At 46.3% G+C, this 12,178-nt stretch carries 9 protein-coding genes and 1 riboswitch; of the genes, 8 read left to right on the top strand and 1 reads right to left on the bottom strand.

Features of this window, described 5'->3' with window-relative positions:
• Window positions 1-185: 185 nt before the first annotated feature.
• The 8 genes from WC615_RS01925 to WC615_RS01890 all read left to right on the top strand — a co-directional run bounded on the left by WC615_RS01925 (window position 186) and on the right by WC615_RS01890 (window position 11,706).
• Window positions 186-1,487 carry a DEAD/DEAH box helicase gene (locus WC615_RS01925; protein ID WP_372976461.1) on the top strand — a complete coding sequence of 434 codons (1,302 nt, stop codon included), beginning with the start codon at window positions 186-188 and terminating at the stop codon, window positions 1,485-1,487.
• A 444-nt stretch (window positions 1,488-1,931) separates the two neighbouring features.
• Window positions 1,932-2,126, top strand: a riboswitch (cobalamin riboswitch).
• A gap of 169 nt (window positions 2,127-2,295) precedes the next feature.
• Window positions 2,296-4,620, top strand: a complete 2,325-nt coding sequence (gene metE / locus WC615_RS01920) for a 5-methyltetrahydropteroyltriglutamate--homocysteine S-methyltransferase (protein WP_372976460.1) — start codon at window positions 2,296-2,298, stop codon at window positions 4,618-4,620.
• Between the two features lie 56 nt (window positions 4,621-4,676).
• Window positions 4,677-5,063, top strand: coding sequence for an acyl-CoA thioesterase (locus WC615_RS01915; protein ID WP_067058329.1), 387 nt, complete (start codon window positions 4,677-4,679; stop codon window positions 5,061-5,063).
• Window positions 5,064-5,224: 161 nt separating this feature from the next.
• Window positions 5,225-5,749 (top strand): DinB family protein, encoded by a 525-nt coding sequence (locus WC615_RS01910; protein WP_372976459.1) that lies wholly within the window; start codon window positions 5,225-5,227, stop codon window positions 5,747-5,749.
• 165 nt (window positions 5,750-5,914) lie between these two features.
• On the top strand, window positions 5,915-7,192 hold the full coding sequence (locus WC615_RS01905; RefSeq protein ID WP_372976458.1) for a DNA polymerase IV: 1,278 nt from the start codon (window positions 5,915-5,917) through the stop codon (window positions 7,190-7,192).
• A gap of 99 nt (window positions 7,193-7,291) precedes the next feature.
• Window positions 7,292-8,881 carry a hypothetical protein gene (locus tag WC615_RS01900; RefSeq protein WP_372976457.1) on the top strand — a complete coding sequence of 530 codons (1,590 nt, stop codon included), beginning with the start codon at window positions 7,292-7,294 and terminating at the stop codon, window positions 8,879-8,881.
• A gap of 74 nt (window positions 8,882-8,955) precedes the next feature.
• On the top strand, window positions 8,956-10,743 hold the full coding sequence (lepA, locus tag WC615_RS01895; RefSeq protein ID WP_372976456.1) for a translation elongation factor 4: 1,788 nt from the start codon (window positions 8,956-8,958) through the stop codon (window positions 10,741-10,743).
• 81 nt (window positions 10,744-10,824) lie between these two features.
• The gene (locus tag WC615_RS01890) at window positions 10,825-11,706 is read left to right on the top strand and encodes a bifunctional 5,10-methylenetetrahydrofolate dehydrogenase/5,10-methenyltetrahydrofolate cyclohydrolase (RefSeq protein ID WP_372976455.1); all 882 of its coding nucleotides are present in this window, start codon (window positions 10,825-10,827) and stop codon (window positions 11,704-11,706) included.
• Between the two features lie 134 nt (window positions 11,707-11,840).
• Here WC615_RS01890 and WC615_RS01885 read toward each other — a convergent pair whose 3' ends face one another.
• Window positions 11,841-12,176, bottom strand: a complete 336-nt coding sequence (locus WC615_RS01885; protein WP_372976454.1) for a Rieske (2Fe-2S) protein — start codon at window positions 12,174-12,176, stop codon at window positions 11,841-11,843.
• Window positions 12,177-12,178 lie beyond the last annotated feature (2 nt).

The following is a 12,178-nucleotide window of genomic DNA, read 5'->3' as shown; positions in this document are numbered from 1 at the left end:
TAAAAGCCCATGCGGCGTAAAATACCTTTAGGAAGCAGTTGGGGAGTCAACATTAGCTAAAGCTTAACTTTAGGATAATTCCGCAACGCTGGCGCACTTTGATACGTTTCTTGTATTGAGTATCCCAGATATGCAAAGCATTTCATCTATAATGAAGTATCTTTGCGGTTTCTCATCAACAATAAATGATCAAGCAAGCCCTACAAAACTTAAAGATACAAGCCTTAAACCCTATGCAGGAGGCTGCCATTGCCGCCGCCAAAAAGGGCGATGTAATACTGCTTTCGCCTACCGGATCGGGTAAAACACTGGGCTTTTTGTTGCCATTGCTGGGTTTACTTGATGCTAATGTAAATACTGTCCAGGTGATGATCCTGGTTCCCTCGCGCGAGCTGGCTTTGCAGATAGAGCAGGTTTTTCGTAGTATGGGCAGTGGTTTTAAAGTAAATTGCTGTTATGGCGGCCACTCTTTAAAAATAGAGATGAACAACCTGTCGCAGCCGCCTGCCGTGCTGATAGGCACTCCCGGTCGTATTACCCATCACCTGCGCCGCGAAACGTTTGACACTTCGGCTATTGCCACCATTATACTGGATGAGTTTGATAAATCGCTGGAATTTGGTTTTCAGGAGGATATGGCCTACATCATTAAGCAGCTACCCAATATCAAAAAGCGGATCCTGACTTCGGCCACCCAAATGGACGAGATCCCGGGCTTTACCGGTATCCGTAACCCTACCAAACTGGATTACCTGAGCAATGCCGCTATTACGCCAGATTTGAAACAGAAAGCAGTATTTAGCGAAGCTGCCGACCGTTTAGAGGCCCTGTTCGCCCTGCTTTGCAAAATAAGCGATAAACCAACGCTGGTATTCTGCAACCACCGCGAGGCTGTCGACCGCATCAGCGACCTGCTATACGATATGGGCCTGCCGCACGATATTTTCCACGGCGGTATGGAACAGGACGACCGCGAACGCGCGCTGCTAAAATTCAGGAATGGTAGCCACCATATCTTAATTACTACTGACCTTGCCTCGCGCGGCCTGGATATTCCCGAAATAGAGCACGTGGTGCATTACCAGCTGCCGCATAACCAGGAAGCTTTTACGCATCGTAACGGCCGCACAGCCAGGATGCATGCCAAAGGAACCTCCTACCTGATGCTAAACCCCGGCGAAAAACCGGCCTACCTGAATGAGATGCCCGAAGAAGAAAAGCTTCCTGCTAAGATCAAGATCCCGGCACTATCGCCATGGGCAACGGTGTACATCGCCGCAGGCAAAAAAGATAAAATAAATAAGATTGATATTGTTGGCCTGTTGCTGAAAAAAGGCGAACTGGCCAAAGAAGACCTCGGGCTGATTGAGGTGCTGGACCACTCTTCCTACGCCGCGGTAAAACGTAGCCTGATAGAACGTACAGTGGCATTGGTAAAAAACGAGAAGATAAAAGGCCGTAAGATCAAGATAGATATTTCGAGGTAGGTATTCAGCTTTCCCTTATTGCAATCGCTCGGCTCCAGCCGAGTGATGATTATTACAAGGCCTCCGGCTGCTTACTATAACCGGCACACTGCGGCGGGACGCCGTATAATAGCGGTCACCCGGCTGGAGCCAGGCGACGGCAAAGAGAGACCCTGCGGCGACAGAACTCCCACGCTTTTAATTTACCCGTATGTGACCTGCCACCAAACGTTCCTATGGAACGTGAAATGGGTTTGTGGACTATGCTACCAACCAATCGTCCCGCAGGGACGACCGTTTATACAAATTCGTCCCATTCGGGACGTGTGGTTGGTAGAACAATGAACAACAAGTAAAAGCGTTCCATCGGAACGCCTGGTTAAATGCAAAGATTTGAATTATGCCCTTATACCTTTTCCTCGCTCATTATACTTACATTTGGCGCTGATGTAAGTTCTTTACTTTCCTTCATCAACCGGTATAGGTTTTACTTAATTGTAGATTAATAGGGAATAGTGTGCAAATCACTAACTGTCGCGCAACTGTAAGTAACACAAAAAGGTTTTTGCCAATAATGCCCACTGTTTGTACCAACAACGAACGGGAAGGGCGGCAAAAATGTTACAAGTCAGGAGACCTGCCATACTGAATTGACAATGCTTTCGCGGTATGAAGCAATGGTCGGTGTGTTTGATATAGTTTTTGTTACCACCTGTATTTTTATGCAAGGGAGTGCTATATCCAAACTTTTCCATCCATCCTACCCAAAGCATTGCGAAGAATAGCTAACGGGCTTTTAACCGATTTATTCATTTAATCAATTAAAGCAATGCTAACGCAAAATTTAGGCTACCCGCGTATTGGTGGCCAGCGCGAATTGAAAAAGGTCTGCGAAAACTACTGGGCAGGCAAAACGGGGTACAAAAACGTACTGGCCGTAGGTAAAAACATCCGCCACGAAAACTGGCAGATCCAAAAAGACGCGGGGATAGACCTGATCCCTTCAAACGATTTCTCTTATTATGATCATGTGCTCGACCATTCCCTGATGTTTGGCGCCATCCCGAAGCGCTATAACGAGGTGATGCTGAAACAGGATAATGAAGAGATTGACCTTTACTTTGCCATGGCCCGCGGTTACCAAAAAAATGGGTTGGATGTAGTGGCTATGGAAATGACCAAATGGTTTGATACCAACTACCATTACATTGTGCCCGAGTTTTATCAAAACCAGCAGTTTCGTCTGTTTTCGCAAAAGATAGTGCATGAATTTTATGAGGCGAAGCAACTGGGGATTATCACCAAACCTGTGCTGATTGGCCCGGTATCGTACCTGTTACTGGGTAAAGAGAAAGAAGCGGGATTTGAAAAGATTGACCTGATCAAAAATCTGCTGCCGGTGTACGCGGAGATACTGACCAAATTGCAGGACCTGGGTGCCGAATGGATCCAGTTTGATGAGCCTTTCCTGTCGCTTGATCTGACCGAAAAAGAGCAGCAGGTTTACCGCGATACCTATAAGCAGCTTAGAAAAGAGTTTCCGCGCCTCAAGTTTTTGCTGGCCACCTATTTTGAACGCCTGGGCGATAACGCGCAACTGGCAGCATCCTTGCCTATTGATGCCCTGCATATCGACCTGGTGCGCGCGCCGCAGCAATTAGATGAGGTGCTGGAACTGCTGCCTGCCAAAACCATCCTTTCGTTAGGTGTGGTAGATGGCCGTAACGTTTGGAAGAATGATTTTGAGCAATCGTTGGCTACCATCCAAAAAGCAAAAGATAAACTGGGTGCCGACAGGGTTTGGATAGCCCCATCCTGCTCGCTGATCCATTCGCCCTGCGATTTAAAAAGCGAGAGCAACAACGATGTATTAACCCCGGAGATTAAACAATGGCTTGCCTTTGCCAAACAAAAGGTAAGCGAAATAGCGTTGTTAAAAAGCCTTTCAGGCAATACGCCGGGTGTTAACGCCCAATACAAACTGGCCGAAAATATCCATGATAATACCTCACGTAAAACTTCATTACTCATCCATAATGAACTTGTAAAACAGCATGTTGCGAGCATATCCGAAAGTGATGCTCAACGTAAAAGCCGTTTCCCATCGCGTAAGCAACAACAGCAGGCTTTGTTAAACCTGCCGTTGTTTACTACCACTACTATTGGTTCGTTCCCGCAAACTGCCGAGGTGCGCAGCTGGCGTTCACAATTAAAAAAAGGTGTCATCAACCAGGCACAGTATGATCTGCATATAGCTACCGAAACCGAAAAGGCGGTGCATTGGCAGGAAGAAATTGACCTGGATGTTTTGGTACATGGCGAGTTTGAGCGTAACGATATGGTGGAGTATTTTGGCGAGCAACTGGCTGGCTTTACCTTCACCCAAAACGGTTGGGTACAAAGTTATGGCAGCCGCTGTGTTAAGCCCCCTATTATTTATGGCGATGTATCGCGCCCCGAGGGGATGACGGTTAAGTGGTCGGCCTACGCACAATCATTAACCAATAAATGGATGAAGGGCATGCTTACCGGGCCGGTAACTATTTTGCAGTGGTCGTTTGTAAGGAACGATCAGCCACGGTCAGCAACCTGTACGCAGATAGCACTTGCTATACGCGATGAGGTTTGCGACCTGGAGCAAGCGGGTATCAAGATCATCCAGATAGATGAACCCGCCATACGCGAAGGCTTGCCCCTGCGCAAAGCAGATTGGGCAACCTACCTGGACTGGGCGGTTAAAGCGTTCCGCATTTCGGCCAGCGGCGTGCAGGATGATACGCAGATCCATACACATATGTGCTATTCGGAGTTTAACGACATCATCCAAAGCATTGCCGATATGGACGCTGATGTGATCACGATAGAAACTTCCCGCTCGCAAATGGAGCTGCTGGATGTTTTCGCCGATTTTAAATACCCTAACGAGATTGGCCCCGGTGTGTATGATATCCACTCGCCACGTGTACCTAATAAGGATGAAATGACCCACCTGCTTAAAAAAGCAAGGGCGGTTATCCCCGACAGCCAGCTTTGGGTAAACCCCGATTGCGGCCTTAAAACCCGTGGATGGGACGAAACCAAAAAAGCGTTAACAGAAATGGTAGCGGCAGCCAAAGAAATGCGTGCCTCTGTCACCGAAGCATCAATAATTTAAAACTGACAACCAACAGGCAGGGATCTCCCCTGCCTGTTATTACCTTTACCCCCATCATGACATTAGACGAAAGAATACAAGCCTCAGAAACCCGCATATTTAAAGCCGTTTTCCCGAACACTACCAACCATTACGATACCCTTTTTGGCGGTACCGCCATGCACATGATGGATGAGGTTGCCTTTATAACCGCTACCCGCTTTAGCAGGCAGGTAATGGTTACCGTAAGCAGCGATAAGATTGATTTTAAGAAACCCATCCCCGCCGGTACCATTGTAGAACTGATTGGCCGCGTTAGCCATGTAGGTAACACCAGCTTAAAGGTTGATGTGGAGATCTATATAGAGCAAATGTATGCTGAGGGCCGAGAGCTGGCCATTCACGGCAGCTTTACCTTTGTAGCTATTGATGAACACAAAAAACCGGTTAGGATAGTAAAATAAGGGGTATTACATCCCTTTTTCCAGGATAGTTATTTTACCGGTTTCGTCGTTCATTAAAGTCATCTGGATCCAAACCTGCGAAGTAAATTACAAGCGATTTTATAACAGCTTAAATCAAATAGCTATCTTTAGCCAACGAAAAACTAATTACTTAAATCATTATGAAAAAGCTATCATTCCTGTTAGTAATGCTAACATTTGCCTGTACTTCGGTATTCGCTCAATTAACTAAAGATCAAATTGTTGGCGAGTGGACACGCGCCAAAGCCTACACCAAAGCTTATTTAGATGCCATGCCTGCCGATGGTTACGCGTTTAAAGCCACACCAGAGGTTCGTACCTTTGCCGGCCAGATGCTGCACCTGGCTGATGCCAATTACTTTTTTGTAGGTATGGCAAGCGGCAAGGTAAGCCCACTGGGTAAAGATGTATCTGTAGAAAAAACCGTAGCCCAAACCAAAGAAGCTACCACCAAAGCGGTTTTAGACAGTTACGACTATGCTATCAGCGCCATCCAGGGCATGACCGAAGCGCAGTTTAAAGAAGAAGTGAGCATGGGTAAAATGAAATCTACCCGCGGCCTTATGTTGGCAAAAGGCTTTGAACACCAAACCCACCACCGTGGCCAAACAACTATTTACATCCGTTTAAAAGGTGTAACGCCTCCTAACGAAATGTTGTTCTAACTAAGAACCGGGAATTCGTAAAATGCCACCCTGATATCGGGGTGGCATTTTTGTTTAGGCGATTTTTTTTCTGTGTGCACTCTGTGCTTTTTATCTCTGTTCCCTATGTGGTTAAATAAACAATATAAATACTTGTAAATGCTAAAATAATTAGCAAATTTGTATGTGAACCAGAATAAGATAGAGATAAAGGCCGAAGCGCGTGTACTGTTTGTGGATATGAACAGTTATTTTGCCCGTTGCGAGCAGCAAGCCAACTACTGGCTGCGTGGCCGCCCTGTTGGCGTTTGTGTTTACACAGGCAAGTATGGCTGCGTAATCTCATTATCTACCGAAGCCAAAGAACGGGGGCTTAAAGCCGGGATGCGGCTTAATGATGCCATGGTTCAATGCCCCGATCTGGTGCCTGTTGAAAGTAACCCCGCCCGTTATCGGCAGTATCACACTAAAATTATCAACGTAATGCGCGAGTATTGCAACGATGTGGTACCTAAAAGTATTGACGAAGCCATTGTAAACTTTAGCAATTACGAAAATGTTGACCCCATGCAAATGGCCATGAACATCAAAAGAGACATCCTGGCTAAAGTGGGCGACTGGCTCACCTGTTCGGTAGGAATAGCGCCAAATGCTTTTTTAGCTAAGCTGGCATCCGTTAGGGGCAAAAAACGCGACGGACTGATGATGATCACCCCGCAAAATATCGATTCGGTTTTAAGTGAGCTAAAACTGGGCGACCTGCCCGGCATAGGTGCAAATATGTCGTACCGGTTGGAACGCGCCGGCATTAAAACTCCGCTGGAAATGCGCTACGCTCCGCCCGAACGGTTACGCAGCATCTTTAAAAGTATTGACGGCATCTACTGGCATTACCGCCTCAATTTTATCGAGACCAACATTGTAGCGCACGAGTACAAGGGCATGCAGGCCATGCGCCAGATCTCGGCCGAAAAGCGCCAGCACATCAACTACATCGACCAGTTGTTTATGACGCTTTGCCTTACCCTGGAGAAACGCATGGTGCATCATAAGTTCCACTGTAAATCGGTTGGGTTTACCGCGCGTTATGCCGATGATACCCGCTGGGACGATGCCTTTACCATCAGCGTGCCCGTGCAGGATGCCATCAGTCTAATGCGGATGATCCGCATCCGTATGGCAAAGTTTGAGGAGGCAACCAAATGCGGCCCTATCCTTAATACGCAGATAACGCAAATGCGCGTGGCTGTTACTAATTTTGTAAACAATGGTAATATGCTGTACAGCCTGTTTGATGACATGGAAAAGCAGGAAACCGCACTGAAAACCATGCACCAGATAAAAGATAAGTTTGGGTCAGATAAGCTGATCCGCGCTGTAGAAATGACAGACGGCAAGGTGATAAAAGATGTGATCGGCTTTGGCTCAGTGAAAGATCTGACCGATCTGGATTATAAGAGTTAGCTTCCTACCTCCCCGCGTTTAGCATTTTTATTACCTTTAAGCCTCCATAATTTTTATATGCTGTTTTGCTACCGATCTATATTTTCTGTTTTAATCGCCATGCTTGGCTTATCACAATGTCATAACCGGCATACAGCAACAGTTTTAGTAAAAGATACGATCAGGGTTATTAATCCTAACGAAGCAAACGCTATCGACAGCAACCAAACACCACTGAAAAACATGTTCGGCGTAAACGGTTACGAATGGAACTTTTTGGAGAACCCCGCGGCTAAAAACGACCGCAACCATATCTACGAGGCCAATATGGCACTCATTAAAAGTTTTAGCGCTGTAAGGCATTACCTGAACTGGAACAAACTCGAAAACACCCAAGGCAATTACACCTACAACCCTACCAACAACGGCAGCTGGTATTACGATGTTATTTACAGTCGCTGTAAACAGGATAGTATCATGGTTGTGGCCGATATCAAAAACCTGCCGGTTTGGATGATGAACACCTACCCTGCCGATCAGCGCGACGACGAGAACGCCCCGGCACCTTACGGGGCTGACCGTTCAAAACAGGCCTCGTATATTGTACAGGCCCGTACTGCGTTCCAGTTTGCTGCGCGATATGGATCAAACACTAATGTAAACCCCGAACTGGTAAAGGTTGACGGCCGCCCCCGCTGGAAAAACGACGTAGTAAACACGGTTAAAATTGGTTTGGGCCTTATTAAATATATAGAATGCGGCAACGAGCCCGACCGCTGGTGGAAAGGCGATAAAGCCACGCAATCGCCGGAAGAATATGCGGCTAACCTATCAGCTTTTTATGACGGGCACATGGGCACACTGGGCAACAATGCCGGTGTTAAAACCGCCGACCCCAACATGATAGTAGTAATGGGCGGCCTTGCCACTGCCGATGTAAAGTATGTACAACGAATGATAAACTGGTGCAAAGCCAACCGCGGGCTAAAACCCGATGGCAGCATCAACCTGTGTTTTGATGTGATCAATTATCACCTGTACGCAAATGATGGCAGCGTGTTCACCCATCAGCGTGCATCAACGGGTGTAGCACCCGAGCTTACCCTATCCGGCAGTGTGGCCGATGGTTTTGTGAAACTGGCAAACGGGTTAAAAAATAAGCCTGAGGTTTGGGTAACAGAAACGGGGTATGATATTAATCAGCAAAGCTATCAGCACGCGCCGCCAATTGGTAATAAACCGGCCCTGGTAACGCAAGCCGACTGGATCCTGCGCTCATCATTAATGTATGCCCGCCATGGCATAAAACGCCTGTTTTTTTACCAGTTGTTTGATGCTGCGCCCAATAACCCCGAACAGTATATGACATCCGGCCTGGCCGAAAGCCCTAAGCGCCGCCCCGCTGCCGATTATATTTTGCAGGTAAACAAGCTGATGGGTAAGTATGTTTACAAAGGCACTATCAATGCCGACCCTATTGTAGATAAGTATCAGGTAGGTAAAAATATAATGTATGTGCTTACCGTGCCCGATCAAAAGGGCCGCACAGCCGATTATACGCTTAATTTGGGTGCCGGGGTAAAAGCCATTATTTATAGTTTAAAACCCGGTGCCGGTGCCATGGTTAGCAGTGAAGTAAGCCCCGTAAATGGGGAATTGAAAATTGTGGCAACAGAAACGCCGATTTTTGTGAAAGTTGCTGTGCCGTAATGTTTTAATGTATTGAAAGCTAATTGAAAACTCGATACCAATTTATCCGCTTAAAAAGTTATTTTTGCGGTTGAATGAAGCACATACGTAATTTTTGTATCATAGCACATATTGACCACGGCAAAAGTACCCTTGCCGATAGGTTATTAGAATACACAAACACCATCACCCAGCGCGAATCGCAGGCACAATTGCTTGATGATATGGACCTGGAGCGCGAGCGTGGCATCACCATAAAAAGCCACGCCATACAGATGGATTATGAACTCGACGGGCAAAAATACGTCCTGAACCTGATTGATACCCCCGGCCACGTAGATTTTTCGTACGAGGTATCGCGCTCAATAGCAGCATGCGAGGGCGCATTGCTTATTGTTGACGCGGCACAGGGTATACAGGCGCAAACCATATCTAACCTTTACTTAGCGTTAGAGAACGACCTGGAAATTATCCCGGTGTTAAACAAAATGGACCTGCCAGGCGCTATGCCCGAGGAAGTTAAAGACCAGATAGTTGAACTAATTGGTTGCAAACGCGAAGAGATCCTTGCCGCATCGGGTAAAACCGGCATGGGCGTGCATGATATTCTGCGTGCCATTGTAGAGCGTGTCCCCGCCCCTGTTGGCGACCCGGAAGCTCCTTTACAGGCTTTGATCTTTGATTCGGTTTATAACTCGTTCCGTGGTATCGTGGCTTACTTCAAGGTGGTTAACGGCGAGATCCGCAAAGGCGATAAAGTAAAATTCTTCGCTACCGAAAAGCAGTACATCGCTGAAGAGGTTGGTACACTTAAATTAAAACAATTACCAAAAGACGTTATCAAAACTGGTGACGTTGGGTATATTATATCAGGTATTAAGGAATCTCGCGAGGTTAAAGTGGGTGATACCATTACTACCATTAACCGACCTTGCGAAACTGGTATACAGGGTTTTGAAGAGGTTAAACCAATGGTATTTGCGGGTATATACCCTGTTGATACCGATGACTTTGAAGAGTTGCGCGAATCGATGGCCAAATTGCAGTTAAACGATGCATCACTGGTTTTTGAACCCGAATCATCAGCGGCGTTAGGCTTTGGTTTCCGTTGTGGTTTCCTGGGGATGCTGCACATGGAGATCATCCAGGAGCGTTTGGAGCGTGAGTTTAACATGACGGTTATTACTACCGTACCCAACGTGTCATACCTCGCTTACTCAACCAGAGGTGAAGAAATTACAGTAAATAACCCATCTGACCTGCCCGACCCCAGTAAAATTGACCGTGTAGAAGAACCATATATTAAGGCTACTATTATCACCAAGTCTGACTTTGTTGGGCCGGTAATGTCGCTTTGTATCCAGAAACGCGGGTTCATTAAAAATCAATCGTACCTAACGTCTGATCGTGTGGAGTTGGTTTTTGAGATGCCGATGGGTGAGATCGTATTCGATTTTTATGATAAGCTAAAAACCATATCAAAAGGTTATGCCTCGTTTGATTATCACCAGATAGGTTACCGCCCAAGTGATTTGGTGCGTTTGGATATTAAATTAAACTCGGAGCCGGTTGATGCTTTATCATCATTGATCTTCCGCGGTAACTCGTATGACTTTGGTAAAAAGATCTGCGAGAAGCTGAAAGAGCTTTTACCACGCCAGCAGTTCGAGATCATTATACAGGCTTCTATCGGTGCCAAGATCATCGCCCGCGAAACCGTTAAAGCTATGCGTAAAGATGTTACCGCCAAGTGTTACGGTGGTGATATATCGCGTAAGCGTAAACTTTTAGAGAAACAAAAAGCCGGCAAAAAACGCATGCGACAGGTTGGTAACGTAGAGATACCACAATCGGCTTTTATGGCGGTACTTAAATTAGATTAATTTTAGAATCAAGAGTTAAGAATCAAGACCCAAGAAAGCTTCTGTCTTGATTCCTGACTCTCAATATCATGACTCTCTCCTATGCAGTTATTAGACGGAAAATACGTATCAGAAAAATTAAAAGGTGAAATTGCCGAAGAAGCGGCTAAAATTTTAGAGCGCACCGGTCGCAAGCCACATTTGGTAGCCGTTTTGGTTGGCCACGATGGCGGCAGCGAAACCTATGTTGCCAGCAAGATGAAGAACTGCGAAAAGGTGGGCTTCAAATCAACCCTGGTACGTTACGAGGATGATGTTACCGAGGACGAATTGCTTGCTAAAGTAGCTGAACTAAATGCCGATGCAGATATCGACGGTATTATTGTACAACTGCCTCTTCCAAAGCACATCGACCCTGAGAAAGTAACCGAACGTATTGACCACCGCAAGGATGTTGACGGCTTCCACCCCGTTAACCTTGGCCGAATGCAGCGCAACCTGCCGTCGTTTATCCCTGCTACACCTTATGGCATTACTTTAATGCTGAAAGAGTACAATATAGAGACCGCAGGTAAACATTGCGTGGTGGTTGGCCGTAGCAATATCGTTGGCTCGCCAATGAGCATCCTGATGGCGCGTAATACTACACCGGGTAACTGCACAGTAACTATTTGCCACAGCCGCACACCAGATATAAAGAAATTTACACTGGATGCAGATATCCTGATCGTAGCCATCGGTAAAAAGAATTTTATCACTGCCGATATGGTTAAAGACGGCGTTGTTGTAATTGATGTTGGTATGAACCGCGAAACTTCAACCGTAACCAAATCGGGCTTTAAACTTTATGGCGATGTTGATTTTGAAGGCGTATCCGAAAAAGCATCATGGATAACCCCGGTACCGGGCGGCGTTGGGTTGATGACCATTATAGGGTTATTGAAAAATACGCTGGCTTCGGCTAATAAAGAAGTATATCAATAATATTATCAAAATGCAGTCGCTCGGCTCCTGCCGAGTGACCACTATTATAAGGCCTCCGGCCGATTTCATATACTGCGGCTCTTGCCGATTAATAGTCATCACCCGGCAAGAGCCGGGCGATTGCGTAGAGGTTTTTACTTAATTGCAAATACCCTGTCCCAGAACGTATCAATCCCTACATACACCTCTCCTGCTCTTATTTCTACAGGATAGCTATCTACATAGTCGTTTTGACCGGGGCTGCCTTTACCTGTTTTTAAGTCGTAAGAATATCGGTGAAACGGGCAGATAATTTTGCCTTCCTTACACCAGCCGCCGCTCAATTCGGCACCGGCATGCGGGCAGGTGGAGCCTAATGCATAAAGGTTATTTTGGTAACCAATAATAATGATGCCCTTGCCGCTTAGCTTGATCTTTTTGATGAATGGCTCGCCTGTAAGTTCAATGCCGGGTACAACATACCATTTCACGG

It is taken from the genome of Mucilaginibacter sp. (assembly GCF_041663085.1).
Taxonomy (GTDB): Bacteria; Bacteroidota; Bacteroidia; order Sphingobacteriales; family Sphingobacteriaceae; genus Mucilaginibacter.
The sequence above is the reverse complement of the archived record's forward strand: the minus strand, read 5'-3'. Positions and strand labels throughout refer to the sequence as shown.